Here is a 25,951-nt window from a genome sequence, read left to right as displayed (position 1 = left end):
CTGGACCCTAGCGGCCGCGCCGGGCACGCAAGGCCACCGCGCCGGCCAGGGAGAGCGCCGCCGCGGCCGCCGCCCCCGCGGCCGCGGCGCCGCGGCCCCAGCGGGCGGGCCCGCCGTCGTCGCGGGTCCGCGAGGCGAAGACGTTGCCCTCGTGCGGGTCCACCGGCCGCCCCGACAGCGCGACGGCGCGCATCATCGGCCCGACCAGGGCGTCGTAGACGCGCGGCAGCGCGGCGAAGCCGAACTCGACGACCCGGTTGGTCAGCCCCACCGACGCCTCCGCGCGCGGCCGGTCGGCGAGCTTCAGCGCGACCCGGGCCACCCGCTCCGCGGTGTCGACCGGGGGCGGCGGGCGGCCGATCCGCCCCGCGTAGTTGGCGGCGCTGGTATAGATCGGGGTGTCGACGCCGCCGGGCACCACCTGGCAGACGTGGATGTGCTTGGCGTCGCGGGTCTCCTGGCGCAGCGTGCGGGCCAGGGCGCGCTGGCCCCACTTGGCGGTCGCGTACGCCGACATGTACGGCGCGGTGACGTGCCCGACCAGCGAGCCGGTCAGCACCAGCGTGCCGGCCCCCTGGGACCGGAACACCCGCAGCGCCGCGCGGGCCACGTTCGCGCTGCCGATCAGGTCGGTGGCGATGACCTGGTCGAACACCTCCGCCGGGACGTCCTCGAAGCGCCCGTACGCCATCACCGCCGCGGTGTCGACCCACACGTCGATGCGGCCGTACCGGGCGACCGCCGCGTCGGCGAGCGCCTCGACGGAGACCCGGTCGGCGACGTCGACGGTGTGCACGAGCGCGCCGGGCGCGTGCGCCTCGGCCAGCGCCTCCAGCCCGGCCCGGCTGCGGGCGGCGAGCACGAGCCGGTCGCCGCGCGCGGCGCAGAGCTTCGCGGCGGCCCGGCCGATGCCGCTGGACGCCCCGGTCAGGACCACCACTGTCATGCGTGGCTCTTACCCACCGGAGAGCACGTCAGCCAGGTTGAAGCGAACGGGTCGCTCGAGCTGGTCGTAGGTGCAGGAGCGGGGCTCGCGGTCGGGCCGCCAGCGCTCGAACTGGGCGGTGTGCCGGAACCGCTCGCCCTCCATGTAGTCGTAGCGGACCTCGACCACCAGCTCCGGACGCAGCGGCGTGAACGACAGGTCCTTGCCGGCGTTCCAGCGGCTCTGCTCGTTGCGCCGCGGGGTGCGTTCGCCCTGCTCGTGGGCCGCCCAGTTCCACGGGTGGGCGTCGAACGTCGTCACGTAGCCCTGCATGCGCTCGAACAGCTCCTCGCGCACGGCCACCGGGAACGCCCCGATCACCCCGACGCTGGCCAGCACGCCCTCGTCGTTGTAGAGGCCGAGCAGCAGCGAGCCGATCCGGTTGTCGGCCGACTTGTGCACCCGGTAGCCGGCGACCACGCAGTCCGCCGTCCGCTTGTGCTTGATCTTGGTCATGACCCGCTTGTCCGGCTGGTACGTCAGGTCGGCGGCCTTGGCGATGAGCCCGTCCAGTCCGGCGCCCTCGAACTCGGCGAACCACCGGCGGGCGGTGTCCAGGTTGTCGGTCGCCGGGGTGACGTGCACGGGCGGGCTCGCGTCCGCCAGGCACCGCTCCAGCATCGCCCGGCGCTCGGCGAACGGCCGCTCGGTCAGGTCCTCGTCGCCCAGCGCCAGCAGGTCGAACGCGACGAAGCTGGCCGGGGTGGTCTCGCTCAGCAGCTTGATCCGGCTCGCCGCGGGGTGGATGCGCTGCTGCAGCGCCTCGAAGTCGAGGGTGTTGCGGGCCGTGTCGGCGACGATCACCTCGCCGTCGACGACGGCGCGCTGCGGGAAGTTAGCCAGCACCGCCTCGACCACCTCGGGGAAGTACCGGGTCATCGGCTTCTCGTTGCGGCTGCCGATCTCGACCTCGGCGCCGTCGCGGAAGACGATCGAGCGGAAACCGTCCCACTTCGGCTCGTACACCTGGCCGGGCGGGATGTCGGCGACCGCCTTGGCCAGCATCGGCTTGACGGGCGGGTTGACGGGCAGCTCCATCGGCACAGTGTCCATGATTTCCAGGAACGGTCGGTACCCTTCCGACCGTGTCCCGCCTGCGCCGACTCCTGCTCGCCGTCCCGCTGACCGCCGCGCTGCTCGCCGGCGGCTGCGTCGTGCCGGTGGTCGCCCCGGCCGAGGAGCCGGGCGGCGACGGCGTGCGGGTGCCCCCGCCCGCGGCGGCGCCGGGCACCGCCGCCTGGCGGCCGTGCCCCGAGGTGCCCGAGGAGGTGATCGGCCGGGGCGCGAGCGGCATGACGTACGAGTGCGCCACCGTCACCGTCCCGCAGGACTGGTCGGCGCCCCCGGGCGGCGCCACGTACGAGATCGCGCTGCTGCGGGCCCGCGCGCGCGACCAGCGCGACCGGATCGGCTCGCTGCTGGTCAACCCGGGCGGTCCCGGCGCGTCCGGCGTGGACACGGCCGTCTACCTGTCGTTCGGCGCCGCCCTCGGCGGCCTGCCCGCCGACGTGACCCGGCGCTTCGACATCGTCGGCTTCGACCCGCGCGGCGTCGGGCGGTCCAGCCCGGTCGAGTGCATCAGCGACGCCGACCAGGACGCCTCCTTCGCCGCCGACCCCGACCCGGTCAGCCAGGCCGAGTTCGACCGGGTCGCCGACCTGCAGGAACGCATCGCCGCGCGGTGCGGCACCGCGTACGCCGGCCGCCTGCAGACCTACTCGACCGAGCAGGCCGCGCACGACATGGAGGCCATCCGCACCGCCGTCGGCGACGAGAAGCTGACCTACCTCGGCTACTCCTACGGCACCCTGCTCGGCGCCACGTACGCCCAGCTCTACCCGCGCAACATCCGCGCGCTCGTGCTCGACGGCGCCATCGACCCGGCCCAGGGCCCGGTGGCGGGTGCCGAGCGGCAGGCGCAGGGCTTCGAGCGCGCCTTCACCAACTTCGCCGCGTGGTGCGCCTCGACGCCGGGCCGCTGCCCGGTCGCCCCCGACGCCCGCGCCGCGCTCACCGCCGCGCTGGCCGCCGCCGAACGGGCGCCGGTGCGCGCGTCCGACGGCCGGCTCGTCACCTCCGGCTGGGTGTTCTACGGGGTGGTGGCGTCGCTGTACGTGCAGGACAGCTGGCGCCCGCTCGCCGTGGCGCTGGCCGACCTGGCCCGCGGCGACGGCGACGGCATCCTGGCCCTCGCCGACGCCTACGCCGACCGCGACGAGAAGGGGCAGTACACGAACATGTTCGACGCCAACCTCGTCGTGAACTGCGCCGACGCCCCCGCCGGCGTGACCGCGGCCGAGGTGCGGCGGCTGCAGGCCGAGTGGCGGGCGACGTACCCGCTGTTCGGGGCGCCGCTGGCGGTCGGCATGCTGCCGTGCGTGTTCTGGCCGGGCGAGCGCGACCCGTACCCGACCGGCGCCGCGGAGGGGGCCCCGCCCATCCTCGTCGTCGGCACCACCGGCGACCCGGCCACGCCGTACGAGAACACCCAGAAGCTGGCCGACATGCTCGGCACCGGGCAGGTGCTGACGTGGGAGGGCGAGGGGCACACCGCCTACGCCGACACCCCGTGCATCACCGCCGCCGTCAACGCGTACCTGATCGATCTGGTGGTGCCGCGGCCCGGTCTGCGCTGTCCGGCACGGTGACGCCGGCGCGCTCGGCGAGCAGCTCGGTCAGCTCGCGCACCCGGCGCAGGTTCTCCTTCAGCTCCTCCTGCTCCTCGTGGTGGAACGCGTCGCTGTCCACGATCAGCTTGCTGGCGAAGTGGGCCGTGATCAGCGGCACCACCAGCAGGACCATGACCGAGATCATGAGGGCGGCCAGCAGCCGGGCGGGCAGGCTCTCCGGCGAGATGTCGCCGTAGCCGACCGTCGAGGCGGTCACCACGGACCACCACAGCGCGTCGCCCAGCTCGGCGTCCTCGAAGTAGCTGTAGAGCACGCCCGAGATCAGGATCATGCCGAGGTACGAGAAGATCAGCGTCCGCGGGGAGTTCGCCAGGTACACCAGCCCCCGGTAGACCGCGCGGAACGGTCGCGTGATGGTCATGCCCGCCATCGTGCCGCGCCGGGGCACGCCGTGAGCTCCGTTGGCCGGACGTGTCAGGATGGCCGGGTGGCTGAGCCCGAGTTCCGCCTCGCCGTCCGCGCCGACGTGCCGGCGGTCGTGGCCCTGCTCGGCGACGACGACCTCGGCGCGGCCCGCGAGGCGGCCGTCGGCCCGGCGTACTGGCGCGCGTTCGACGCCATCGACGCCGACCCGGGCAACGAGCTGGTGGTCGTCGTGCGCGACGGCGTCGTGGTGGGCACCTGCCAGCTCACGTACACGCCGTCGCTGAGCCGGCAGGGCGCCCTGCGGGTGACCGTCGAGGCGGTGCGGGTGCGCTCCGACCAGCGCGGCCGGGGCACCGGCGCGGCGATGATGCGCTGGGCGCTGGACCGGGCGCGCTCGCGCGGCTGCTCGCTGGCCCAGCTGACCACCGACAAGCGCCGGGCGGACGCCCACCGCTTCTACGCCGGCCTCGGCTTCGCGGCGACCCACGAGGGCATGAAGCTAACCCTGTGACGACCGCCGGCCCCGGTACGCCCGCGTCTTGGCCCGGTTGCCGCACCCCTCCATCGAGCACCACGCCTTCGACGTGTTCTTCGAGCGGTCGAAGTAGACGACCTGGCAGTCGTCGGCCCGGCACAGCTTGAGGCGGTGCCAGGTGCCCGCGCGCTCGGCCAGCACGACGGCGGCGAGCACCTGGGCGAGCATGGCGTGGGCGCCGCGCAGCCCGGGTGCCGGCGCGAACCCGGCGGCGGATCCGGCGGCGGACCCGGCCGCGGGCCCGGCCGCGGGCCCGAACGTGACCCGCAGCGGCAGCTGCCCGGCCAGCTCGTCGAGCCGGGCCCGGGCGTCGCCCGGGTCGTGGGCGCCGGCGTGCCGGTCGTGGCCGGCCAGGTCGTCGCGCAGGGCGGCGCGCACCGCGCGGGCCAGGTCGAGCTCGGCCGGGCCGGGGGGCGCGCCGGGGAAGCCGTGGGCGGTCAGCCAGCGGCCGAAGCGGGCGGGCGAGTCGAGGTCGTCCTGCGCGCTGTCGACGTCGACCGAGTTGGTGAACGACTCGACCAGGTGCAGGTCCTCGGGGACCTCGGGTTCGTCGGCCATCGCTCCTCGCCATCTGCTGACACCGGCTAAATACTTTGACCGGTGTTTGTCAGCGTACTACGGTGGGCAGGACACCATCAAACAGCTTTAGCCAGTGTCGGCATGGGAGGCGTGTCATGCACCCGTACATCACCGAGGCCCTGGTGGCCGAGCACCAGCGGCAGCTCCGCGACGAGGCCGCCCGCGACCGGCTCGCCGCCGCCCTCGCCCCGTCCTGGCGCTCGCGCGCCGGCGCCACCCTCATCCGGCTGGGCACGCTGCTGCAGCGCGAGCCGCGCCCGCGCGCCCGGGTCGCCTGAGCGGCGTCAGTCCTTCTTGCGGTCGCGGTCGCGCGACGGCTGCACCCGCTTCGGCTCGCCCGCCATCTTCGGATGGTCCGGCGGGTACGGCATGTCGCCCTCGCCGTTGCGCTCGTCGCGCTCGGACCACTCCAGCAGCGGCGTGATGTCGAACGGGGTGTCGTCGATGCCGGCGTGCGGGTCGCCGATCTTCGCGAACCGGGCCGGGACCGTGCGCAGGTCGAAGTCGTCCGGCTCGACGTCGGGCAGCTCGTCCCACGCGACCGGGGCGGACACGGTGGCGCGGGCGTTGGCCCGCAGCGAGTACGCGCAGGCGATGGTGCGGTCGCGGGCCATCTGGTTGTAATCGATGAAGACCCGGTCGCCGCGCTGCTCCTTCCACCACGCGGTGGTGACCAGCTCGGGGCGGCGGCGCTCCACCTCGCGGGCGAACGCGATCGCCGCCCGGCGCACCTCCACGAACGACCACCGCGGCTCGATGCGCAGGTAGACGTGGATGCCGCGGCCGCCGGACGTCTTCGGCCAGGCGGTGGCGCCGATCTCGTCCGCGACCTCCCGGACCAGGCCCGCCACCTGCACGACGTCGCCGAAGTCGAGGCCCGGCTGCGGGTCGAGGTCGATGCGCAGCTCGTCCGGGGCGTCGGTGTCGGCGCTGCGGACCGGCCACGGGTGGAACACGACGGTGCCCATCTGCGCGGCCCACGCCACGTGGGCGAGGTCGGCGGGGCACAGCTCGTCGGCGCTGCGGCCGCTCGGGAAGCGGATCGTGGCGGTCTCGACCCAGGGCGGCACGCCGCGGGTGGCGATGCGCTTCTGGAAGAACATCTCGCCCTCGATGCCCTGCGGGAACCGCTGCAGGGTGGTCGGGCGGCGGCGCAGCGCGCGCATGATGCCGTCGCCGACCGCGAGGTAGTACTCGAAGACGTCCCGCTTGGTGTAGCCCGGCCGGGGGAAGATCACCCGGTCGGGGCTGCTCAGACGGACCGTCCGGCCGTCGACCTCGACCTCGTCGGCCGCCGCGCTCGCTGCCATGCCGTGACCCTATGCCACGGGCGGGCCCGATGGGCCCGCCCGTGATCACGGATGGGAGGTCGTCAGGCCTTGCGGCGGCGCACCGCGAAGCGGGCCGCGGCGCCGGCGGCCACCAGGCCGCCGCCGAGCGCGGCGAGCAGGCCGAGCGGGGCGCCGGTCACCGGCAGCTCGTCCGGGCCGGCGTCGCCGCCGCCGTTGCCGGGGATCGGCAGCTCGCCCGGGCTGACGCCGCCCGGCGTGTCGGTGGTCAGCGACGGCGACGGGACGGGGCCGCCGCCGTTCGGCCCCGTCGGGGTCGGGGACGGCGCCTCGTCCACGCCGCCGTAGCCGTCGTTGCCGCGGGTCGGGCCCTCGTCGTCGCCGGCGCCGCCGCCGGTGTCGCCACCCGAGTCGCCCGGGGTGTCGTCGTCGCCGTAGCCGTAGCCCGCGTTGCCGCGCGTCGGCATGCCGTCGTCGTCCGCGCCCGCGCAGGCGGCGGTCAGCTTCGCGACGGCGTTCTCGCAGTCCACCATGGCCGGCAGCGCGACCGGGCGGGCGAGCAGCTCGGCGGGGGCCGCGCTCGCGGGGGCCGCGAGGGCGAGGGCGAAGACGGTGGCGCCCGCCGCGGGCAGACCCGCCGCGATCAGCTTACGCTTGAGGCTCATGCTGGAGTTCCGATCTGTACCTAGAAGCCCGTTTTGTCCTGCGAGAGTCTAACGATCGAGACGCACGCACGACGCCGTGGGGCCCGGCGGGTCTCAGCGGATCGTTCGCCCGATCCGGTGACTGCGCCACGCGGTCGACAGCGCGAACAGCTTCCGCTCGAACTCCGGGTCGGCCTCCAGCAGACCGCCGTCGTACGGGGCGCCCAGCTGCACGGTCGTGCCGCCGTCCAGGTACACCGCCACCACGGTGCGGCTGTGCCGCCGCTCCGCCCGCAGGTCCACCACCCGCGCCCACGGCTCACGCGTCGCGAACGGCCCCACCCGGATGCCGTACGCGTCCACCTCGACGGCGTGCCAGCGGCCCAGCGCCGCCCCGAGCGCCGTGCCCAGCAGCGGCGGCACCGCCACGAGCGCCGCCCACGCGTCCGGCGACGGCGCGCCCGGCCGGTGCAGGGCCGCCCCCAGGACGGCCACCGCGCCGGTGACCAGCAACAGGACGGCGCCGGCCAGCACGCCGAGCACCAGGCCCCGGGCGGCCGCCTGCGGCCAGGTGGGGCGGAACCGGGTGGGCTCATCTCCCATGACCGGTCAACGACGACGCCCGCCGATCGGCACCGCACCGGCGGTCCGTCCCGCGACGTACCGTGGGAGACATGGCGATGGACGAGACACTCCCGGCGACCGAAGACGAGTGGAAGGTCCGGCTCACCCCGGCGGAGTTCCGGGTGCTGCGGCAGGCCGGCACCGAGGCCCCGTGGACCGGCGAGTACGTCGACACGAAGACCCCGGGCACCTACCGGTGCCGCGGGTGCGGTGCCGAGCTGTACGAGTCCGGCACGAAGTTCGACAGCCACTGCGGCTGGCCGTCGTTCGACGACGCCAAGCCCGGGGCGGTCCGCGAGATCGAGGACAGCACGCTGGGCATGCGCCGGGTCGAGATCCGCTGCGCCCGGTGCGACTCGCACCTCGGCCACGTGTTCCGCGGCGAGGGCTTCACGGCCAAGAACACCCGGCACTGCGTGAACAGCCTGTCCATCCGGCTCGACCCGGCGGCTCAGGGTTGAGCCAGGGGGAAACCCGATAGCGGCAAAGCCGCCGGTCGACCAGGCTCGACGGCATGCTCACCGCCTTCGTCGACTGGCTCGGCACCCTCGACACCTGGGTCGTCGTCGCCATGACCGTGCTGACGGCGGCGGTCGAGACCACGTTCCTGCTCGGCCTGTTCGTGCCGGGCGAGTCGGTGGTCACCCTGGCCGCCGGCCTCGAGGGCGGTTTCGCCCTGGCGCTGGCCGCCGGCACGACCGGCGCCCTCGGCGGGCAACTGCTCGGGTACGCCGCCGGGCGCGTCCTCGGCCAGCGGCTGCGCGGCACCCGGCTCGGGCGCCGCATCGGTGAGCAGCGCTGGCTCACCGCCGAGTCCTACCTGCGCGACCACGGCGCGACCGCACTCGTGGCGGCGCGGTTCCTCGCGGTCGTGCACGCCGTGGTGCCGATCATGGCCGGGGTCGCCGGCATGCCGCTGCGCCGGTTCCTGGGGTGGTCCGCCCTCGGCACCACGATCTGGGTGACGCTGTTCGCCACGCTCGGGGCGATCGGCGCGGGCGCCGTCGGCGGCTCCGGGCTGCTGCTCGTCGCCGTCGGCGTGAGCCTGCTCGGGGTGCTGCCGATGGCCGGCCGGCTGCTGCGCCGCCGACCGGCCGTGGCGCTGCCCGTCGCCTGACGGGGCGCGGTCAGGCGCTCAGCTTGCCCGCCAGCCGCACCACGCGCTGGGCCATGTGGTCCAGGGCGTTGAGCTGGACGTCGGTCAGCGGGGCGTCGTTCGAGCCGCCGGTGACGTGCGAGACGCCGTACGGGTTGCCGTCGGCGAACTTCAGCGGGTCGGTGTAGCCGGGGGCCGCCACGAGACCGCCGAAGTGGTGGATCGTGTTGTACAGCGCCAGCAGCGTCGACTCCTGGCCGCCGTGGGCGGTCATCGTGGACGTGAAGCCCGCGTACACCTTGTCGGCGAGCTGGCCCTGCGACCACTGCGGGCCGAGGGTGTCCAGGAACTGCTTGAGCTGGCTGGCCACGTTGCCGTAGCGGGTCGGCGTGCCGAACAGCACCGCGTCGGCCCACACCACGTCGTCCGCGGCGGCCTTGGGCTCGTTCTTGGTCTCGTCGAAGTGCTGGCTCCACGCCGCGTTGGACGCGATGGCCTCCGGCGGGGCCAGCTCGGCGACCTGGCGCAGGCGGACCTCGGCGCCGGCCTTCTCGCCCGCCTCCGCGAGCCGCGTCGCCATGGCGTGCACGGTGCCGGTGGACGAGTAGTAGATGACGGCGAGCTTGGTCATGTGGGTGATCCCTTCGATCGTTGCTCGGTCAAGCATCCGGGTTCCCCAGGGCCCGGGCCCCAAACGCATTGCCAGCCGGACCGCCCGGCGCGAGACTGACGCTCATGGCCGGGCCGACGCGCTGGTTGACGCCCGAGGAGCAGGCCGCGTGGCGCGCCTACCTCGGCAGCACCCGGCTGCTCGTGCATGCCCTCGACCGCCAGCTGGAGGCGGACGCCGGGCTGTCCTTCACCGAGTACGAGACGCTGGTGCGGCTGTCCGAGGCGCCCGGGCGCCGGCTGCGGATGCGCGACCTGGCGGGGGCGTCGGCGGCCACCCGCAGCGGCGTCACCCGCACGGTCACCCGGCTGGAGCGGGCCGGGCTGGTGCGCCGCGTCGAGTGCGAGCAGGACCGGCGCGGCATGCACGCCGAGCTGACCGACGCGGGCGCGGCCGCGCTGGCCGCCGCGGCGCCGGGCCACGTGGCCTCGGTGCGGGCCCACCTGTTCGACCACCTCGACCCGGCCGACGTCGGCCGCCTCCGCGAGCTGTTCGGGCGCATCCGCGACGGCCTCGACGTCACCGGCGAGGGCGCGCAGGCGGTGCCGCCGGCGGCCTGACGGTCAGCCGGCGCCGCCCGGCGTGGCGCGCACCGTGCCGTCCGCGCAGGCCGCGGGGTCCACCTCGACCATCGAGCCGTCCGGGCCCTGGCACCACACCGGGTCGCCCACCTCGGGCAGCACCTCGCCGGCGTCCCCGCCGGGCAGCACCTCACCGGGCAGCTCGCCGCCGGGCAGCTCGCCGCCGGGGACCTCGGTGAACGGGACCCCGCCGGTCGCCGGGCCGGTGGCGCCGCCGGGGCCGCCGAGGGACCCGGCCGGGCCCCAGCCCGTCGCCGCCGACAGCAGGCCCACGGCCAGGGCGGGCACCACCACCGCCGCGAGGGCGATCGTCACGACGGCCAGGCCGAGCTGGCGGCGCCGGCCGATGGCGAGGGCGGCCAGGTGCAGGGCGGCCGCGGCGAGCACGGCGGCGGCGCCCATGGCCGCCTTGAGGGTGGTGCCCTGGTCGGGCGTGCCGGTGAGGAACGCGGCCGTCGCGCCGCCGAGCACCAGGGCCGCGGCCCACGCCAGCGCGTAGCCGAGCCCGCCGACCGGGAAGCCCCGGCCCGCGGGTTCGTCGCCGTGGCCGGCGCGCCGCTCGCCCGCCGGGTCGCCGTCGGGCGTGGCCGGGCGCGGGCGGCGGGTCCGCTGGGCGCGGGGCACGGCCGCGTTCGCGGCGTCCAGGGCGGCCAGGTCCCGGGCGGCGGCGCGGGCGGCGGCGTCCCGGGCGTCGTGCCGCGGTTCCGGCTCGGTGACGACCGGGTCCGACGGCGACACCGGCGCGGCGGCCGGGCCGCCCGGGGGCCGCTCGGGAGCGCTCTGGTCGGTGACGGGCTGGTCGGCGGGCACCCGGACGGTCCCGGCGTCGGTCGGCATGTCCGCCCGATCGGCAGTGGGCGCCCCGAACTGAGCCCGTCCGGCACCCGATTCGCAACCGGCACACACCGCATCGAACCGGGCACCCACGCTGGCTCGTTGAGCAGCGCGGCGCCGGGTGTGCGACCCGGCCGGGACGGAGATCGACGGCGTGACCGGCACCGACATGCTGACCGCCCTGCTCACCGACCCCTTCGACGACCCGTTCGCCGAGCCCGTGCTGCCCGAGCCCGGGGCGTCGCTCGTCGACGGCCGGACCGGCGGGGTCCTCGGCGGCGCGCACCTGGCGGCCGCGGTCACGGCCGCCGCGGGGGTGCTGGCGTCCGCGCAGCCTGGCCTCGTGCTGGCGCTGGCGCCGCGCACCGTGTCGACGGTGCTGGCCTGGCTGGGCGCCGTGCAGGCCCGGCGGCCGATCGCGCTGATCGACCCCGCGCTCGGGCCGGAGGCCCTGGACGAGCTGGTCCGCCGCTACCGGCCGGCGGCCGTGCTCGGCGTGGCGGGCCGGCCGGAGCCGCTGCCGCCGCCGGGCTACGCGGCGGCGGCGTGGCCGCTGCTCGGCGACGTGTGGACCGGCCCCGGCGCGACCGGCGCGCACCCCGAGCTGTGCCTGCTGCTGGCCACGTCGGCGCGCACCGGCAGCCCGACGCTGGTGCGGCATTCGCGGGCCGGGGTGCTGGCGCAGGCCGCCGCGGTGGCCGCCGCCGCCGGGATCGGCCCGGCGGGCGCCACCGCCACGACGATGCCGCTGCACCACGCGAGCGGGCTGGCGATGGTCAACGCGCACCTGGCGCTCGGCGGCCGGGTCACCCTGGGCGCCGGCCCGGCGACGACGCTGGCGCTGACGCCCGGCGCGGTGCGCGAGCTCGACGGGTTCCCGGGCACCGTGCTGCAGGCCGGCGGCCGGATGCGCCCCGCCGACGCCCTCGCGGCGCGGGCCGGGCGGCTGCTGCTCAGCTACGGCCAGGCCGAGGCGGGCCGGATGGCGGTGCTCCCCGCCGAGCTGCTGGCCGAGCGGGCCGGCGCGGCGGGCCTGCCGGTGCGCGGCGGCCGGTTCGGCGTCCGCGACCTCGACCTCGGCCGCCCGCTGGCCACCGGCGTCACCGGCGAGCTGGTGTTCGCGGGCCCGGGCGTGATGATGGGCTACGCCAGCGGCGCCCACGACCTGGTGCGCGGCGACGACCTCGGCGGCGACCTGCCCACCGGCGACCTCGGGCACGTCGACGCCGACGGCGTCGTCACCGTCACCGGGCGCATCCGCCGCACCGGCACCGTGCTCGGCACCCGGATCAGCCTCGACGACGTCGAGCAGATGCTGCGCCACCGCGGCCCCGTCGCGGCGGTCGACGGCGACGACCGGCTCGTCGTCTGGACGGAACAGGCCACGGCGGAGCAGCGCGCCGACATCCGCGCCGAGCTGGCCGGCCGCACCGGCCTCGACGGCGCCGGGATCGACGTGCGGGACCTGCCCGCCCTGCCGCTGCTGGCCAGCGGCTCGGTCGACTACGGCCGGCTGCGCGAGCTCAGCACGACCTGAGGCGGGCTCAGCTGACGTCGAGCCGGCTGCCGTCGTGGTCGATCGCGTCGGCGTGCTCGTCGTCGAGCCAGACGCCGTCGCTGGCCAGGTACCGGAACCGGTACCTGCCCGGGTCGAGGCTGACCGTCACCGTGCGCTCGCCGTTGCGGCGCGCCTTCAGCTCGTGCCGCCCCGGCTCCCAGTCGTTGAAGTCGCCGACCACGCTCACCACGCCGACCGGGGACTCCCGGGGCAGACAGAACGTCACCCGGGTCTTGTTGCCGAACAACCTGCTCCGCTTGATCATGTGTGCGCCCTCCACGTGCCACTTTCCCGCTCTAACTCAACGGCAGCGGGGCCCGCTCGTCACGTAGACACACCGTACGGTCACGCAGCGGATACGGATAATCTTCCGGGGATGCACCCCGAACCCGCCGTCACCCTGCACACCGCGTCCTTCGCCGACCTCGACACCACGACCCTGTACGGGCTGCTGAAGCTGCGCACCGACGTGTTCGTGGTGGAGCAGGAGTGCGCCTACCCCGAACTGGACGGCCGCGACGCCGAACCCGGCACCCGCCACCTGTGGCTCGCCCGCGACACCGAGATCCTGGCCTGCCTGCGGATCCTGTCCGACCACGGCGAGGAGCGCATCGGGCGTGTCGCCGTGGCGAAGTCCGAGCGCGGCGCCGGCCACGCGGGCCGGCTGATGACCGAGGCGCTCGCCGTCATCGGCAACCGCCCGGCCGTCCTCGACGCCCAGTCGCACCTGCAGGCGTTCTACGCCCGGCACGGCTTCACCGTCACCGGGCCGGAGTACGTCGAGGACGGCATCCCGCACGTCCCCATGCGCCGCGAGCCCTAGGGCAGCGTCTCCACGATCTCCGCGATCGAGCGGCGGCGGCCCGTGTAGAACGGCACCTCCTCGCGCACGTGCCGGCGGGCCGACGACGCGCGCAGGTCGCGCATGAGGTCGACGATGCGGTGCAGGTCGTCGGCCTCGAAGGCGAGCATCCACTCGTAGTCGCCGAGGGCGAACGACGCGACCGTGTTGGCGCGCACGTCGGCGTACCCGCGGGCCATCTGGCCGTGCTCGGCGAGCATCGCGCGGCGCTCGGCGTCGGGCAGCAGGTACCACTCGTACGAGCGGACGAACGGGTACACGCAGATCCAGGCGCGGGCGTCCTCGCCGGCCAGGAACGCGGGCAGGTGGCTGCGGTTGAACTCGGCGGGGCGGTGCAGGGCGGTCTGCGACCACACCGGCGCCAGCTGCCGGCCGAGGGCGGTGCGGCGCAGCAGCCCGTACGCCTCCTGCAGCGCGTCGGCGGTCGGGGCGTGCCACCACACCATCAGGTCGGCGTCGGCGCGCAGGCCGGACACGTCGTAGGTGCCGCGCACGACGACGTCCTTGTGGGCCAGCTCGTCGAACAGCTCGGCCACCTCGGCGGCGACGTCGTCGCGCAGCGCCGGCAGCGGGCCGGTCGCCCGGAACACCGACCACATCGTGTAGCGGATGGTGGCGTTCAGCTCGTTGATGCGGGCGGCGTTGCTCTGTTCGGTCATCGGGGGCCCTCCAGGGTCTTCAGGACGTGTTCGGCGGCGGCCTCGCCGGAGCGCACGCAGGCGGGGATGCCGACGCCGTCGAAGGCGGCGCCGGCCACCGCGAGGCCGGGCGCGGCCGCGGCGAGGGCGGCGCGCACGGCGGCGACCCGGTCGAGGTGGCCGGGGGTGTACTGGGGCAGCGCGCCGCCCCAGCGCTGCACGAACGTCCCGGCCGGGGCGGGCAGCGCCGCACCGAGCAGGTCGCCGAGGTCGCGGTGCACGGCGGCGGCCAGCTCGTCGTCGGGCAGCTGCAGCTGGGCCTCGTCGCCGTAGCGGCCCACGGAGGCGCGCACGATCGTCGCGCCGGCGCCCAGGTGCGGCCACTTGGTGGTGAGGAACGTGGCGGCCTTGACCAGGCGGCCCTCGACGGCGGGCACCAGGAAGCCGGACAGGTGCGGCAGGTCCGCGCCGGCCGGCAGGGCGAGGCCGACGAGCGCCACGCTGGCGTAGTCGAGCAGCCCGGTGGTGTGCGCGGCGCACGCGTCGACGCGGGCGAGCAGCCGCGACGCCGCCTTGGCGGGCACGGCCAGCACGACGCCGTCCACATCGGCCGTCGCGGGCGCCGGCACCGGGCCGAGGGTGAGCCGCCAGCCGGTGGGCGTGCGGGCCACCTCGCGCACGGTGTGACCGGTCGCGATCGTCGCCCCGCTCGTCGCGGCCACCGCCGCGACCAGCGCGGACATGCCGCCGGCCGGGGCGGCGAACACGGGGGCGCCGGGCGCGCGCACCGCGGCGGCCTGCGCGGCGCGCACGGCCGCGACGAGTGATCCGGTACGCCGGGCGGCGGCCGCCAGCGCGGGCATGGTGACGGCGAGCGACAGCTGGTCGGCGTGGCCCGCGTACACGCCGCCGAGCAGCGGGTCGACGAGCCGGTCGACGACCTCGTCGCCGAGCCGGGCGCGGACCAGCTCGCCCACGGCGACGTCGGCGCCCTCGGCGAGCAGCGGGCCGGCGGTGTCCGGCTCGGCGGTGGCGTGCGCCAGCGGCGGCAGCGCGGCCGGGTCGCCGGGCACCCCGAGCAGGGTGCCCGCCGGCATCGGCAGCAGCGCGCCACCGGCGGCGATCGCGGCCGGCACGCGGGCCGGGTGCGCCAGCTCCAGGCCGGCGCGGCGGGCCAGCGCGACCGCGGCGGACTCGCCGCCGGCCGGGTCGCCCGCCAGGAACGACTCCGCGCCCCGCTCGACGGCCAGCCCGCCCAGCTCGCCCGTGCACAGCTTGCCGCCGAGGCGCCCGCTCTGCTCGTACACCACGATCTCGGTGCCGGACGGCGCACGGTCGCGCAACCGGACCGCGGCCGCCAGCCCGGCGATGCCGCCACCGATCACCGCGATGCGCCTCACCACACGTCCACCCTGACAGCTCGCGGACCGCCGCGGCCACCGGCCCGGCGCGCTGTTGCGTGGGTCATCGCCCGTGCGCGTGCACCAGCTCGACCAGCCGGGTCAGCGCGTCCGGGTCGGTCTCGGGCAGCACCCCGTGGCCCAGGTTGAAGACGTGCCCGGGCGCCTTCGCGCCCTCGTCGAGCACCCGGCGCGCCTCCGCGGCCACCACGGCCGGCGGCGCGAACAGCAGCGTCGGGTCGAGGTTGCCCTGCACGGCGCGGCCGCCGACCAGCCCGGCCGCCACGTCCAGCGGGGTGCGCCAGTCGACGCCGACGACGTCAGCGCCGGCCTCGCCCATCGCCGTCAGCAGGTGCCCCGTGCCGACCCCGAAGTGGATCTTCGGAACGGTGTCGCCGAGGCCCCGCAGGACCTTCGCCGAGTGCGGCAGCACATGCGCCCGGTAGTCGGCCTCCGACAGCGCGCCCGCCCACGAGTCGAACAGCTGCACCGCGCTGACCCCAGCCGCCACCTGCACCCGCAGGAACTCCAGCGTGATGTCGGCGAGCCGGTCGCACAGCGCGTGCCACAGCGCCGGGTCGCCGTGCATGAGGGCCTTCGTCTTGACGTACGTGCGCGACGGCCGCCCCTCGACCAGGTAACTGGCCAGCGTGAACGGGGCACCCGCGAACCCGATCAGCGGGGTGGCGCCCAGCTCGCGCACCAGCAGCTGCACCGCCTCGTCGACGAACCGCACGTCGTCCGGCGTGATCGGCCGCAGCCGGGCGACGTCGCGGGCGGTGCGCACCGGCTCCGCCACGACCGGCCCGGTGCCCGCCACGATGTCCAGGTCGACGCCGGCCGCCGCGACCGGCACCACGATGTCGCTGAACAGGATCGCCGCGTCGACGCCGTGCCGGCGCACCGGCTGCAGGGTGATCTCGGTGACCAGGTCCGGCCGGCGGCACGACTCCAGCATGCCGACGCCCTCGCGGATCTTCCGGTACTCGGGCAGCGAACGCCCGGCCTGCCGCATGAACCAGACGGGCGTGTGCGGCACCGACTCGCCCCGGCAGGCCCGGACGAACGCGGAATCCTTGGTCGTCACGGGCACATCGTCGCACGCCGCCGAAGTCGGCCCGAGGCGGGCGAAGATCGCGGCGCGGCGCACGCGTCGATGCGCTCGGGGTCGGCATAGGCTGCCGACATGTCCCCCACCTCCGCGGCGCCCGAGGCGTTCACCCGCGCCGTGGCCGGGCTGCGCGGCGCGGCGGTGCGCCCGGAGATCGAACTCGAGGAGATCGGCGCCCCGCAGAAGCTGGCGCCGTACGCGTTCGCGCTCGGCGCCACCGTGCTGCGCGACGGAGACGACGTGGCGACCGGCCGCCTGATCCTGCTGCACGACCCGGCCGGCCACGACGCCTGGGACGGCACCACCCGCCTGGTCACCTACATCACCGCGGAACTCGAGGCCGACCTGGCGGGCGACCCGCTGCTGCCGGCCGTCGCCTGGACCTGGCTCACCGACGCCCTCGACACCCACGGCGCCGGCCACACCGCGATCGGCGGCACCATCACGCAGACCACCTCGACGCGCTTCGGCGCCCTGGCGGGCCCGCCGGCCGCCGTCGAGATCGAGATCCGCGCCTCGTGGACCCCGCTCACCGACGACCTGGGCGACCACCTGGAAGCCTGGTGCGCGATGCTCTCGTCCACCGCGGGCCTACCACCCCCCGGAGTGAGTTCACTGACGGCCCGCGCCGCCCGCGGCGCGTAGGTCCCCGCCGCGACCCACGTCGGCTGACGCCGCCGCGGTGCCCGGCGCCGAGGACGGCCGAGCGCAGCGTGGGCCGCCCGCAGGCGCCGGGCACCGCGGTGCAGCGGCGTCAGCCCGGAGGCGCGGAGCGCCGACCAGAAAACTCAGCAGAACTCCACCAGCTTGCAGACCTCCGCGATCGGGATGCCCAGGCCGATGCCTTCCGCGTCGCGGGCCTTGGCCGTGGCGACGGCGACGATGCGCTGGTCGGCGTCGACGACCGGGCCGCCGGAGTTGCCGGGGTTGATCGGGGCGTCGAACTGCACGGTGGCCTGCTCGTCGTCGGTGGCGTCGCGCAGGGCGCTGACGACGCCGGTGGTGACGGTGTCCTCCAGGCCGAGCGGGGCGCCCACCACGAGCACCTGCTGGCCGGGCTTGACGTTCTCCGCCGAGATGGTCAGGCCGGGCACCTTCTTCTCGGCGCGCAGCGCGGCCACGTCGACCTCCTCGTCGACGCTCACGATCCGCGCTTTGATCCGGGTCTTGCCGCGTTCCAGGGTGACCTCGCGGTCGCCGGACTCCCACACCGACTCGACGACGTGGAAGTTGGTGACCAGGTCGTCGGTGGCGGCGGTGCCGTCGCCGACGGCGAACGCGGTGCCGCTGAAGTTGCCGGCGCGCACCCGGAACACGCTGGGCAGCACGCCCGCGGCGACGGCCTCCGGGTTGAACGCGGCCGCCGCGGCGGCCTCCAGGGCGGCGGTGCGGGCGCCGGTGGCCTCGTTCTGCTGGGCGAGGGCGGTCTGGGTGGCGTCGAGGCGCCGGTGCAGGTCGTCCACCTGCCAGGCCTGCAGGCCGACGACGGCGAGCACGGCGACGAACGCGAGGACGGCGACCACGACGGGCAGCCGGCGCTTCGGCGCGGCGGCAGCCTGGCCGGCGAAGGCGTACGGGGTGGGGCCGCCCTCCAGCCGGGGGTCGGCGACCAGCGGGTAGATCTCGTCGTCGCCGAGCAGGAAGGGCTCGCCGGCGCGGGCGGGGCGGGGGTGGCCGATGCGGCGGCTGCCGGTGTCGGTCAGCGGGTCCGGCGGCGGCACGGCCGACGGCGCCGGCGGCGGCCCGGCCGGGGCGGCGGGAGCGGGCGCGGTCCACGGCTCGGCGTGCGCGGACTGGCGGGGCACGAACGGCCGCCGCCCGCCCGGCGAGGCCGGGGTGTACGGGTCCGCATCGATCGACATCGGGCACGCTCCGCATCCGTCGAGGGGTCGCCAGGGCAGCGACCGTCCTCGCGGCACCGGGCGTCTCCGCCGGCGGATCGGCACCACGTGGGCGCAAAGATACTCCGCGTACGCATGATCGTCACCGGCGCGACGGCCGGAAGTCGATCGAGGTTCGACGCGCCGGGACCCGGCTGCGCACCCCCGACTGCCCACCCTCGTAGGGTTGGCGGGTGACCGACGCACCCCTGGACCGTCGGGACATGCCATCGGAGACGGACGGACCGGGGTCCGCCCCCGCTGCCGGCGGTCCCGTTCCCCTGCTCGCGCCCCGCGAGGGCGTACCCGCGCCCGTCGAGACGCCGGAGGCGCTCGCCGAGGTGGTGGCCGCGTTCGGCGCGGGCACCGGCGCCGTGGCCATCGACGCCGAGCGCGCCTCCGGCTACCGGTACACGCAGCGCGCGTACCTGGTGCAGCTGCGCCGGGCCGGCGCGGGCACCGTGCTCATCGACCCGCTGCCGCTGGACAACCTGCGCACCCTCGACGAGGCGATCGCCGACGCCGAGTGGGTGCTGCACGCCGCCAGCCAGGACCTGCCGTGCCTGGCCGAGATCGGCATGCGCCCGCGCCGGCTGTTCGACACGGAGCTGGCGGCGCGGCTGGCCGGCTTCGAGCGGGTGGGCCTGGCCGCGCTGACCGAGCAGCTGCTCGGCTTCACGCTGGAGAAGCACCACTCGGCGGCGGACTGGTCGACGCGGCCGCTGCCGGAGAGCTGGCTGTCGTACGCGGCCCTGGACGTCGAGATGCTCACCGACCTGCGCGACGAGCTGGCGGCGGAGCTGGACCGGCAGGGCAAGACGGCGTGGGCGGCCGAGGAGTTCGCGGCGCTGGTGGCGTCGGCGTCGCTGCCGCCGCGGGCGCGCCCCGAGCCGTGGCGGCGCACGTCCGGCATCCACAAGGTCCGCGGCGCGCGCGCCCAGTCGCGGGTCCGCGCGCTGTGGTACGCCCGCGACGCGATCGCCGCCCGCCGCGACTCGGCCCCGGGCCGGGTGCTGCCGGACGCGGCGATCATCGCGGCGGCGGAGCTGGACCCGAAGGACGAGCGCACCCTGCTGACGGTCACCGGCTTCGGCGGCCGCTCGGTGCGCCGGCTGGCCCGCACCTGGCTGGACGCCCTGGCGGAGGCCCGCGAGCTGCCGGACGACGCCCTGCCGGCGAGCCCGCCGGTCGACGGCCCGCCACCGCCGCACCGCTGGGCGGAACGCGACCCGGTCGCCGCGGCCCGGCTGGCCCGCTGCCGCGCGGTGGTCACCGGCACGGCGGCCGAGCACAAGCTGCCCCCGGAGAACCTGATCAGCCCGGACAACGTGCGCCGCCTGGCGTGGACGCCGCCGGAGGACGTGACGCCGGAGACGGTGGGCCAGACGCTGCGCGGCTTCGGCGCGCGGGCCTGGCAGGTGGGCCTGATCGCGGACGACCTGGCGGAGGCGCTGGCCGACCCGTCCCCCGTGGCGCCCGCCGAGGGCGTCTGATCCTGTCGTCCGCCCGCCGTCGCGGGTGGGGTCTGCCGCCCACGGACCCGGCAGGGCGCGTCAGGCCGCGACGGGCGGAGCCCGGCGGGTCGCGCCCGGTGTCCGCGGGAGCAGCGGTCCGGGCCACGGCGGACCGGGGCAATCCGTCCTTTGATCTTGGTTTTGCATCGAGACTGGACATGCTCTTGGAAAGGCTAGTTACTCACGAGTAGCATCGGACGTGTCCCCGGGTTCACGCCTGCAAGGAGGCCTGCTGTGCCCCGTGAAGTCCGCGATGTCGTCTTCGTCGACGGCGTCCGCACCCCGTTCGGCAAGGCCGGCGGCATGTACGCCGAGACCCGCGCCGACGACCTGGTCATCCGCTGCATCCGCGAACTGCTGCGCCGCAACCCGCAGCTGCCGCCCGAGCGCGTCGAGGAGGTCGCCATCGCGGCCACCACCCAGATCGGCGACCAGGGCCTGACCATCGGCCGCACCGCCGCGCTGCTCGCCGGCCTGCCGAAGACCACCCCCGGGTTCGCGATCGACCGCATGTGCGCCGGCGCCATGACCGCCGTCACCAGCGTCGCCGGCGGCATCGCGATGGGCGCCTACGACATCGCCATCGCCGGCGGCGTCGAGCACATGGGCCGGCACCCGATGGGCGAGGGCGTCGACCCGAACCCGCGCATCCTCGCCGAGAAGCTCGTCGACCCGTCCGCCCTGGTCATGGGCGCGACCGCGGAGAACCTGCACGACCAGCTGCCGCACATCTCCCGCGAGCGCGCCGACGCGTTCGGGCTGGCCTCGCAGGAGAAGACCGCCAAGGCGTACGCCAACGGCAAGCTCCAGGGCGACCTGGTGCCGATGGCGATCCGCGACGCCGAGCAGGGCTGGGGCCTGGCCACCGTCGACGAGGCGCCGCGCAGCACCTCGATGGAGAAGCTGGCCACCCTGAAGACGCCGTTCCGGCCGCATGGCCGGGTCACCGCCGGCAACGCCGCCGGCCTCAACGACGGCGCCACCGCCTCGATCATCGCCTCCGAGCAGGTCGCGCGCGAGCTGGGCCTGCCCGTCGCGATGCGGCTCGTCTCGTACGGCTTCGTCGGCGTCGAGCCCGAGACCATGGGGTACGGCCCCATCCCGTCGACCGAGAAGGCCCTGCGCATCGCCGGGCTCGGCATCGACGACATCGGCCTGTTCGAGCTGAACGAGGCGTTCGCCGTGCAGGTGCTGGCGTTCCTCGACCACTTCGGCATCAGCGACGACGACCCGCGGGTCAACCCGTGGGGCGGCGCGATCGCCGTCGGTCACCCCCTGGCCTCGTCGGGGGTCCGGCTGATGACGCAGCTCGCGCGCCAGTTCGCCGAGCACCCCGAGGTCCGGTACGGCGTCAACGCGATGTGCATCGGCATCGGCATGGGCGGCACGGTCATCTGGGAGAACCCGCACTGGGAGGGCGACAAGTGAGCGACCTGATCGAGCACCCGGACGAGGTCGTGACCAAGGCGCTGCTGCGCCTCGTACCCGTGCCCGGCCTGGACAAGCCGGCCGCGCTCATCACTCTCGACAACGGCCTGGACTACAAGAAGCCCAACAGCTTCGGCCCGGCAGGCATGCAGAGCCTCAACGACGCGCTGGACCGCGCGTTCGCGGCGGAGCCGGCGTTCATCGCGCTCACCGGCAAGCCGTACATCTTCTGCGTCGGCGCCGACATCACCCTCATGCCGAAGGTGTCGAGCCGCGAGCAGGCCGTCGAGCTGGGCCGGGCCGGGCACGCCCTGTTCCGCCGGCTCAAGGACAGCACCGTCCCCACGTTCGCGTTCATCAACGGCGCAGCCCTCGGCGGCGGCTTCGAGGTGGCCCTGCACTGCCACTACCGGACCGTGTCCGGCGGCGCCGCCGCGCTCGGCCTGCCCGAGGTCGCCATCGGCCTCATCCCCGGCTGGGGCGGCTCGCAGCTGCTGCCGAACCTCATCGGCATCCCCGGCGCCGCGCAGGTCATCCTGCAGAACCCGCTCACCCAGAAGGTCCTCAAGCCGGCCCAGGCCGCCGAGATGGGCGTCGCCGACGTCCTGTTGGAGGCCGCCGACTTCCTGGAGCGCTCGCTGGAGTGGGCCGCCGGGGTCGTCAAGGGCGACATCACCGTCACCCGCCCCGAGGTCGACCGCGAGATGTGGGACGGGGTGCTGTACTTCGCCCGGCAGCAGCTCGACGAGCGCCTGCACGGCGCCCACCCGGCCGCCAACAAGGCCCTGGAGCTGCTGGCCCTGGCCAAGGACGCCTCGTTCGCCGACGGCACCGCCGCCGAGGACGAGGCGCTCGCCGACCTCATCATGAGCGAGGAGTGCCGCAGCAGCCTGTACGCGTTCGACCTGGTGCAGCGCCGCGCCAAGCGCCCCGTCGGCGCTCCCCCGGCCGAGCTCGCGCGGAAGGTCACCAAGGTCGGCATCGTCGGCGCCGGCCTCATGGCGTCGCAGCTGGCGCTGCTGTTCGCCCGCCGGCTCGAGGTCCCCGTCGTCATGACCGACCTCGACCAGACCCGGGTCGACAAGGGCGTCGAGTACGTCCGCTCGCAGATCGACAAGCAGGTCGCCAAGAAGCGCATGCGCGCCGGCACCGCCGCCAAGGTCCGCGGCCTCGTCAGCGGCACCGTCGACAAGAACGCGTTCGCCGACGCCGACTTCGTCATCGAGGCCGTCTTCGAGGACCTGGAGGTGAAGAAGCAGGTCTGGGCCGAGATCGAGAAGATCGTCTCCCCCGAGGCCCTGCTCGCCACCAACACCTCGTCGCTCAGCGTCAACGCGATGGCCGCCTCGATGGAGCACCCCGAGCGGCTCGTCGGCTTCCACTTCTTCAACCCCGTCGCCGTCCTGCCGCTGCTGGAGATCGTCCGCGGCGACCAGACCGACGACGCCACCCTCGCCACCGCGTTCGCCACCGCCAAGGCGCTGAAGAAGTCCGCCGTGCTCGTCAAGGACGCCCCGGCGTTCGTCGTCAACCGGCTGCTGTTCCGCTTCCTCGGCGAGATCCACGCCGCCATCGACGCCGGCACCCCCGTGGAGGTCGCCGACCAGGCCCTCGACCCGCTCGGCCTCCCGATGCGCCCGCTCGCCCTGCTGCACCTCGTCGGGCCGGGCGTCGCCTACCACGTCGGCGGCACCCTGCACGAGGCGTTCCCCGACCGCTTCGGCCTGTCCGACAACCTGCGGCGCATCGCCGAGAGCGGCAAGCCGCTCATGGTCGACGACGAGATCAACCCCGAGGTGGTCGCCCTCTTCGAGGCCGGTTCCGCACCGCTCACGGCCGAGCAGGTACGCCAACGCGCGCTCGACGCCTTGGCCCAGGAGATCCGGCTCATGCTGGACGAGGGCGTCGTCGCCGAGGCGCAGGACATCGACCTGTGCATGATCCTCGGCGCCGGCTGGCCCTTCCCGCTCGGCGGCGTCACCCCGTACCTGGACCGCACCGGCACCTCGGAACGCGTCACCGGGCGGCGCTTCCTGCCCCGCGGGGTCGCGTCCCTGCCCTGACGGGTCCGCTTGTGACAGCGCCCCCGCACCCGGTTTCCCGGTGTGCGGGGGCGCTGTCGTCCGGTCTGTCCACTCGGGACGGCGCGGTGTCCGGGGTGGCCGCTACAGTCACGGCTCACCCCGAGCGTCGTTGGAGCACCCCCATGTCACAGCCGCCGCAGGACCCCGCCGGGCACCCGCCGTCGCCGGACCATCCGGCCCCGGCTGAGGGTGGTGCTGCGCCCGGGTATCCGGCGGAGGGCGGGGCGTCCGCGGGGGTGCCGGCCCCGCCGGGTCATCCCGCGCAGCCGGGCTACCCCACTGGGCCGGGCCAGTCCGTCGCGCCCGGCTACCCCACCCAGCCGGGCTACCCCACCGGGCCGGAGCAGTCGGCCGCGCCCGGCTATCCCGCCCAGCCCGGCTATCCCACCGCGCCGGGCCAGTCGGCACCGCTCGGCTACCCCACCCCGCCGGGCTACCCCACCGGTCCGGGCCAGTCGGCCACGCCCGGCTATCCCGCTCAGCCGGCCTACCCCACCGGGACAGGCCAGTCGGCCACGCCTGCCTACCCCGCGGAGCCCGGCTACCCCGCGCAGTCCGGCTACCCCGCGCAGTCCGGCTACCCCGCGCAGTCGGGCTACCCCGCCCGGCCCGGCTACCCCGCCGGGCCGGGCCAGTCCGCCGCGCCCGGCTACCCCATCCAGCCGGGCCACCCCACCTGGCCGGACCGATCGGCCACGCCCGGCTACTCCACCGGGCCCGGCCAGTCCCCAGGGCCGGGACAGTTCGGCCAGCCTGGCAACGCCGCCCAGCCGGGACACCCCCAGCCCGGCTATCCCGTGCCCGGCTATCCCGCGCCCGGCCGGACCGCCCAGCCGGGCCACCCCTCCGGGCCCGGCCACACCGCCTCCGCCGGCCACCCCGGCTATCCCCCGCCCGGCCAGCCCGGTTACCCGGCCTACCCCGCTGACGGCGGTCACCCGCCGCAGCCCGGCTACCCCTACATCCACCCGGGCGGCCCGGGCCAGCCGCCCAGCGGCAGCGGCAAGAAGATCGCCCTGATCGGCGCGGCCGCCGTCGTCGTGCTGGCGCTGCTGGCCGTCGGGGCGGTCGTCGTGTTCGGCGGCGGGGACAGCGGCCCGAAGACCCGGATCAGCCTGCCCCCGACGCTGGCGGGCCGGGCCAAGAGCCCCTCCTCCACCCTGAACGGCGGCGCCGTCTCCGCCGAGGTCAAGAAGGTGGTGCCCGGCGCCCGGGAGACCCTCGCCGGGTTCTACGGCGACCCGCTGAAGGACAGCCTGGTCGTGGTGGGGATCAACGGCGACATCGGCGACCCGGATGACGTGCTGGACCGCTACGGCGACCAGGTCGACGGCCAGACCGGCAACCTCGTCACGATGCACGACGTCGGCGAGGTCGACGCGGGGCCGCTCGGCGGGGAGGCGCGCTGCGGCGAGACCGAGGCCACCGTGGGGGGCACGACGGTGCGGTCGACGTTCTGCTTCTGGGCCAATTCCACCGTCGTGGGCGTGATCACGTCGACGGGCGGCACGGACATCCGGCCGGACTTCCTGCGGTTGCGCGCGGAGCTGGAGAAGGAGGTCTGAGCCGCGGGGGCGAGCCCTGGGCACGTACTGTGAGCTGGCCTGGACCACCGTTTCCTGGAGTGCTGATGTCACAGCCGCCGTACCCGCCGCAGGACCCGCAGGGCTACCCGCCGCCGGGCCAGCCGTCCTACCCGCCGCCGGGCGACCCGAACGCCGGCGCGCCGGGCGGGTACCCGCCGCCGGGGCAGGGCCCGTACCCGCCGCAGCCCGCCCAGTACCCGCCGCCGGGCCAGGGCCAGCCGGGCCAGGGCCAGTACGCGCAGCCGGGTGGCTACCCGCCGCCCGCGAACCAGGGCTTCGGCTCCGCACCCGGCTACCCGCCGCCGGCCGACCAGGGCTTCGGCTCCGCGCCGGGCTATCCGCCGCCGGCCGACCAGGGCTTCGGTGGCGCGCCCGGCTACCCGCCGCCGAAGAAGAAGTCGCGGGCGCTGCCGATCATCCTCATCTCGCTGGGCATCGTCGTGGTGCTGTGCGCGGGCGCGGCCGTCGGCGGCTACTTCCTGTTGCGCGACGAGGTCGGCGCGGGCGTCGCCGCCACGAACACCCGCCTGGTCGCGCCGACGACGCTGGGCGGGCGGCCGAAGCTGAACGACCCGCAGTTCTCGGCGATCACCGAGCAGCTGACGAGCGAGCTGGAGCGCAGCGTCCCGGCCGCGACCAGCACGGTCGGTGCCCTGTACGGCAACCCGCTGGAGCAGGACATCGTGCTGATCGCGGGCGCGTCGGCGCCGGTGACGGACCCGGCGAAGGAGCTGGACCGCTTCTTCTCCAGCATGGGCGGTTCCGGCATGCGGATCACCGACGTCGCCCCGATCGAGGCAGGCCCGCTGGGCGGCGTCGCGAAGTGCGGCAACGCCGACGCCTCCGGCGTCAAGCTGGCGGTGTGCGGCTGGGCCGACCAGGGCAGCGTCGCGATGATCGGCACGTTCTTCAAGACCGCGGACGAGGTGGCGGGCGACTTCCCGGCGCTGCGCGCCGAGATCGAGAAGAAGGAGTAACCCTCCTCGGACGACCTGAC

General features: G+C 75.6%; 28 protein-coding genes. 14 read left to right on the top strand and 14 right to left on the bottom strand.

The window, feature by feature from the left end; all coding sequences use genetic code 11:
* Window positions 1-7: 7 nt before the first annotated feature.
* Both Sya03_RS05295 and Sya03_RS05290 read right to left on the bottom strand, forming a co-directional pair.
* Window positions 8-946, bottom strand: coding sequence for an SDR family NAD(P)-dependent oxidoreductase (locus tag Sya03_RS05295; RefSeq protein ID WP_203937009.1), 939 nt, complete (start codon window positions 944-946; stop codon window positions 8-10).
* A 9-nt stretch (window positions 947-955) separates the two neighbouring features.
* Window positions 956-2,023 (bottom strand): ATP-dependent DNA ligase, encoded by a 1,068-nt coding sequence (locus Sya03_RS05290; RefSeq protein ID WP_203937061.1) that lies wholly within the window; start codon window positions 2,021-2,023, stop codon window positions 956-958.
* 47 nt (window positions 2,024-2,070) lie between these two features.
* Between Sya03_RS05290 and Sya03_RS05285 the strand changes: the two genes are divergently transcribed.
* Window positions 2,071-3,633: an alpha/beta hydrolase gene (locus Sya03_RS05285; protein WP_370872089.1), complete on the top strand. Its 1,563-nt coding sequence runs from the start codon at window positions 2,071-2,073 to the stop codon at window positions 3,631-3,633.
* On the opposite strand, the gene Sya03_RS05280 is transcribed toward Sya03_RS05285, so the two are convergent.
* Window positions 3,572-4,036, bottom strand: coding sequence for a potassium channel family protein (locus Sya03_RS05280; RefSeq protein WP_239107119.1), 465 nt, complete (start codon window positions 4,034-4,036; stop codon window positions 3,572-3,574). The genes Sya03_RS05285 and Sya03_RS05280 overlap by 62 nt on opposite strands.
* 66 nt (window positions 4,037-4,102) lie before the next feature.
* On the opposite strand from Sya03_RS05280, the gene Sya03_RS05275 reads away from it, so the two are divergent.
* Complete coding sequence (locus Sya03_RS05275; RefSeq protein ID WP_203937008.1) at window positions 4,103-4,552, top strand: GNAT family N-acetyltransferase; 450 nt, start codon at window positions 4,103-4,105, stop codon at window positions 4,550-4,552.
* On the opposite strand, the gene Sya03_RS05270 is transcribed toward Sya03_RS05275, so the two are convergent.
* On the bottom strand, window positions 4,541-5,134 hold the full coding sequence (locus Sya03_RS05270; protein ID WP_203937007.1) for a CGNR zinc finger domain-containing protein: 594 nt from the start codon (window positions 5,132-5,134) through the stop codon (window positions 4,541-4,543). The two genes, Sya03_RS05275 and Sya03_RS05270, sit on opposite strands and share 12 nt — an antisense overlap.
* A gap of 116 nt (window positions 5,135-5,250) precedes the next feature.
* Here Sya03_RS05270 and Sya03_RS05265 point away from each other — a divergent pair, with 116 nt between their 5' ends.
* Complete coding sequence (locus Sya03_RS05265) at window positions 5,251-5,433, top strand: hypothetical protein (RefSeq protein WP_203937006.1); 183 nt, start codon at window positions 5,251-5,253, stop codon at window positions 5,431-5,433.
* Window positions 5,434-5,439: 6 nt separating this feature from the next.
* Here the strand turns inward: Sya03_RS05265 and ligD are convergent, their stop codons facing one another.
* From ligD to Sya03_RS05250, 3 genes are all read right to left on the bottom strand, one after another.
* Complete coding sequence (gene ligD, locus Sya03_RS05260) at window positions 5,440-6,465, bottom strand: non-homologous end-joining DNA ligase (RefSeq protein WP_203937005.1); 1,026 nt, start codon at window positions 6,463-6,465, stop codon at window positions 5,440-5,442.
* 62 nt (window positions 6,466-6,527) lie between these two features.
* Complete coding sequence (locus tag Sya03_RS05255) at window positions 6,528-7,109, bottom strand: hypothetical protein (RefSeq protein ID WP_203937004.1); 582 nt, start codon at window positions 7,107-7,109, stop codon at window positions 6,528-6,530.
* Window positions 7,110-7,202: 93 nt separating this feature from the next.
* On the bottom strand, window positions 7,203-7,691 hold the full coding sequence (locus Sya03_RS05250) for a hypothetical protein (protein ID WP_203937003.1): 489 nt from the start codon (window positions 7,689-7,691) through the stop codon (window positions 7,203-7,205).
* Window positions 7,692-7,762: 71 nt separating this feature from the next.
* Here Sya03_RS05250 and msrB point away from each other — a divergent pair, with 71 nt between their 5' ends.
* Together msrB and Sya03_RS05240 are read left to right on the top strand one after the other, a co-directional pair.
* On the top strand, window positions 7,763-8,173 hold the full coding sequence (gene msrB, locus Sya03_RS05245; RefSeq protein ID WP_203937002.1) for a peptide-methionine (R)-S-oxide reductase MsrB: 411 nt from the start codon (window positions 7,763-7,765) through the stop codon (window positions 8,171-8,173).
* 53 nt (window positions 8,174-8,226) lie between these two features.
* A complete protein-coding gene (locus Sya03_RS05240) occupies window positions 8,227-8,829 on the top strand; it encodes a DedA family protein (RefSeq protein ID WP_203937001.1) in 603 nt (200 codons plus the stop codon).
* Between the two features lie 10 nt (window positions 8,830-8,839).
* Here Sya03_RS05240 and wrbA read toward each other — a convergent pair whose 3' ends face one another.
* The gene (gene wrbA, locus Sya03_RS05235; protein ID WP_203937000.1) at window positions 8,840-9,439 is read right to left on the bottom strand and encodes an NAD(P)H:quinone oxidoreductase; all 600 of its coding nucleotides are present in this window, start codon (window positions 9,437-9,439) and stop codon (window positions 8,840-8,842) included.
* 104 nt (window positions 9,440-9,543) lie between these two features.
* Between wrbA and Sya03_RS05230 the strand changes: the two genes are divergently transcribed.
* Window positions 9,544-10,038 (top strand): MarR family winged helix-turn-helix transcriptional regulator, encoded by a 495-nt coding sequence (locus tag Sya03_RS05230; RefSeq protein ID WP_203936999.1) that lies wholly within the window; start codon window positions 9,544-9,546, stop codon window positions 10,036-10,038.
* Window positions 10,039-10,041: 3 nt separating this feature from the next.
* On the opposite strand, the gene Sya03_RS05225 is transcribed toward Sya03_RS05230, so the two are convergent.
* Window positions 10,042-10,896 (bottom strand): hypothetical protein, encoded by an 855-nt coding sequence (locus Sya03_RS05225; RefSeq protein ID WP_203936998.1) that lies wholly within the window; start codon window positions 10,894-10,896, stop codon window positions 10,042-10,044.
* A gap of 151 nt (window positions 10,897-11,047) precedes the next feature.
* Between Sya03_RS05225 and Sya03_RS05220 the strand changes: the two genes are divergently transcribed.
* A complete protein-coding gene (locus Sya03_RS05220; protein WP_203936997.1) occupies window positions 11,048-12,430 on the top strand; it encodes an AMP-binding protein in 1,383 nt (460 codons plus the stop codon).
* Between the two features lie 7 nt (window positions 12,431-12,437).
* Here the strand turns inward: Sya03_RS05220 and Sya03_RS05215 are convergent, their stop codons facing one another.
* Window positions 12,438-12,716: an early set domain-containing protein gene (locus tag Sya03_RS05215; RefSeq protein WP_203936996.1), complete on the bottom strand. Its 279-nt coding sequence runs from the start codon at window positions 12,714-12,716 to the stop codon at window positions 12,438-12,440.
* 111 nt (window positions 12,717-12,827) lie between these two features.
* Between Sya03_RS05215 and Sya03_RS05210 the strand changes: the two genes are divergently transcribed.
* The gene (locus Sya03_RS05210) at window positions 12,828-13,274 is read left to right on the top strand and encodes a GNAT family N-acetyltransferase (RefSeq protein WP_203936995.1); all 447 of its coding nucleotides are present in this window, start codon (window positions 12,828-12,830) and stop codon (window positions 13,272-13,274) included.
* Here Sya03_RS05210 and hemQ read toward each other — a convergent pair.
* From hemQ to hemE, 3 genes are all read right to left on the bottom strand, one after another.
* Window positions 13,271-13,972 (bottom strand): hydrogen peroxide-dependent heme synthase, encoded by a 702-nt coding sequence (gene hemQ, locus Sya03_RS05205; RefSeq protein ID WP_203936994.1) that lies wholly within the window; start codon window positions 13,970-13,972, stop codon window positions 13,271-13,273. The genes Sya03_RS05210 and hemQ overlap by 4 nt on opposite strands.
* Window positions 13,969-15,354, bottom strand: a complete 1,386-nt coding sequence (gene hemG / locus Sya03_RS05200; RefSeq protein ID WP_203936993.1) for a protoporphyrinogen oxidase — start codon at window positions 15,352-15,354, stop codon at window positions 13,969-13,971. The genes hemQ and hemG overlap by 4 nt, the downstream gene beginning before the upstream one ends.
* 61 nt (window positions 15,355-15,415) lie before the next feature.
* Window positions 15,416-16,444: a uroporphyrinogen decarboxylase gene (gene hemE / locus Sya03_RS05195; RefSeq protein WP_370872092.1), complete on the bottom strand. Its 1,029-nt coding sequence runs from the start codon at window positions 16,442-16,444 to the stop codon at window positions 15,416-15,418.
* A gap of 93 nt (window positions 16,445-16,537) precedes the next feature.
* Here hemE and Sya03_RS05190 point away from each other — a divergent pair, with 93 nt between their 5' ends.
* Window positions 16,538-17,107: a DUF3000 domain-containing protein gene (locus Sya03_RS05190; RefSeq protein ID WP_203936992.1), complete on the top strand. Its 570-nt coding sequence runs from the start codon at window positions 16,538-16,540 to the stop codon at window positions 17,105-17,107.
* A 143-nt stretch (window positions 17,108-17,250) separates the two neighbouring features.
* Here the strand turns inward: Sya03_RS05190 and Sya03_RS05185 are convergent, their stop codons facing one another.
* Window positions 17,251-18,324: a S1C family serine protease gene (locus tag Sya03_RS05185; RefSeq protein WP_239107117.1), complete on the bottom strand. Its 1,074-nt coding sequence runs from the start codon at window positions 18,322-18,324 to the stop codon at window positions 17,251-17,253.
* A 242-nt stretch (window positions 18,325-18,566) separates the two neighbouring features.
* Here Sya03_RS05185 and Sya03_RS05180 point away from each other — a divergent pair, with 242 nt between their 5' ends.
* The 5 genes from Sya03_RS05180 to Sya03_RS05160 all read left to right on the top strand — a co-directional run bounded on the left by Sya03_RS05180 (window position 18,567) and on the right by Sya03_RS05160 (window position 25,931).
* Complete coding sequence (locus Sya03_RS05180; protein WP_203936991.1) at window positions 18,567-19,835, top strand: ribonuclease D; 1,269 nt, start codon at window positions 18,567-18,569, stop codon at window positions 19,833-19,835.
* A gap of 255 nt (window positions 19,836-20,090) precedes the next feature.
* Complete coding sequence (locus Sya03_RS05175; protein WP_203936990.1) at window positions 20,091-21,284, top strand: thiolase family protein; 1,194 nt, start codon at window positions 20,091-20,093, stop codon at window positions 21,282-21,284.
* Between the two features lie 5 nt (window positions 21,285-21,289).
* Window positions 21,290-23,347, top strand: coding sequence for a 3-hydroxyacyl-CoA dehydrogenase NAD-binding domain-containing protein (locus Sya03_RS05170; RefSeq protein ID WP_203937056.1), 2,058 nt, complete (start codon window positions 21,290-21,292; stop codon window positions 23,345-23,347).
* 143 nt (window positions 23,348-23,490) lie between these two features.
* Window positions 23,491-24,933, top strand: coding sequence for a hypothetical protein (locus Sya03_RS05165; RefSeq protein WP_203936989.1), 1,443 nt, complete (start codon window positions 23,491-23,493; stop codon window positions 24,931-24,933).
* A 65-nt stretch (window positions 24,934-24,998) separates the two neighbouring features.
* Entirely contained in the window at window positions 24,999-25,931 is a 933-nt protein-coding gene (locus tag Sya03_RS05160; protein ID WP_203936988.1) for a hypothetical protein, read from the top strand.
* Window positions 25,932-25,951: the final 20 nt, after the last annotated feature.

Origin of the sequence: Spirilliplanes yamanashiensis (assembly GCF_016863475.1) — a bacterium.
Taxonomy (GTDB): Bacteria; Actinomycetota; Actinomycetes; order Mycobacteriales; family Micromonosporaceae; genus Spirilliplanes; species Spirilliplanes yamanashiensis.
Note: the sequence above shows the minus strand (reverse complement) of the source record. Positions and strands in the feature narration are given on the sequence as shown.

Coding starts and splice junctions, on each gene's coding strand:
- msrB (WP_203937002.1), top strand. CDS start 7,763: ATGGCGATGGACGAGACACTCCCGGCGACCGAAGACGAGTGGAAGGTC.
- Sya03_RS05160 (WP_203936988.1), top strand. CDS start 24,999: ATGTCACAGCCGCCGTACCCGCCGCAGGACCCGCAGGGCTACCCGCCG.
- hemQ (WP_203936994.1), bottom strand. CDS start 13,972: ATGACCGAACAGAGCAACGCCGCCCGCATCAACGAGCTGAACGCCACC.
- Sya03_RS05295 (WP_203937009.1), bottom strand. CDS start 946: ATGACAGTGGTGGTCCTGACCGGGGCGTCCAGCGGCATCGGCCGGGCC.
- Sya03_RS05225 (WP_203936998.1), bottom strand. CDS start 10,896: ATGCCGACCGACGCCGGGACCGTCCGGGTGCCCGCCGACCAGCCCGTC.
- wrbA (WP_203937000.1), bottom strand. CDS start 9,439: ATGACCAAGCTCGCCGTCATCTACTACTCGTCCACCGGCACCGTGCAC.
- Sya03_RS05280 (WP_239107119.1), bottom strand. CDS start 4,036: ATGACCATCACGCGACCGTTCCGCGCGGTCTACCGGGGGCTGGTGTAC.
- Sya03_RS05190 (WP_203936992.1), top strand. CDS start 16,538: ATGTCCCCCACCTCCGCGGCGCCCGAGGCGTTCACCCGCGCCGTGGCC.
- Sya03_RS05250 (WP_203937003.1), bottom strand. CDS start 7,691: ATGGGAGATGAGCCCACCCGGTTCCGCCCCACCTGGCCGCAGGCGGCC.
- Sya03_RS05215 (WP_203936996.1), bottom strand. CDS start 12,716: ATGATCAAGCGGAGCAGGTTGTTCGGCAACAAGACCCGGGTGACGTTC.
- Sya03_RS05240 (WP_203937001.1), top strand. CDS start 8,227: ATGCTCACCGCCTTCGTCGACTGGCTCGGCACCCTCGACACCTGGGTC.
- ligD (WP_203937005.1), bottom strand. CDS start 6,465: ATGGCAGCGAGCGCGGCGGCCGACGAGGTCGAGGTCGACGGCCGGACG.
- Sya03_RS05265 (WP_203937006.1), top strand. CDS start 5,251: ATGCACCCGTACATCACCGAGGCCCTGGTGGCCGAGCACCAGCGGCAG.
- Sya03_RS05185 (WP_239107117.1), bottom strand. CDS start 18,324: ATGTCGATCGATGCGGACCCGTACACCCCGGCCTCGCCGGGCGGGCGG.
- Sya03_RS05210 (WP_203936995.1), top strand. CDS start 12,828: ATGCACCCCGAACCCGCCGTCACCCTGCACACCGCGTCCTTCGCCGAC.
- Sya03_RS05255 (WP_203937004.1), bottom strand. CDS start 7,109: ATGAGCCTCAAGCGTAAGCTGATCGCGGCGGGTCTGCCCGCGGCGGGC.
- Sya03_RS05165 (WP_203936989.1), top strand. CDS start 23,491: ATGTCACAGCCGCCGCAGGACCCCGCCGGGCACCCGCCGTCGCCGGAC.
- Sya03_RS05270 (WP_203937007.1), bottom strand. CDS start 5,134: ATGGCCGACGAACCCGAGGTCCCCGAGGACCTGCACCTGGTCGAGTCG.
- Sya03_RS05290 (WP_203937061.1), bottom strand. CDS start 2,023: ATGGAGCTGCCCGTCAACCCGCCCGTCAAGCCGATGCTGGCCAAGGCG.
- Sya03_RS05230 (WP_203936999.1), top strand. CDS start 9,544: ATGGCCGGGCCGACGCGCTGGTTGACGCCCGAGGAGCAGGCCGCGTGG.
- Sya03_RS05180 (WP_203936991.1), top strand. CDS start 18,567: ATGCCATCGGAGACGGACGGACCGGGGTCCGCCCCCGCTGCCGGCGGT.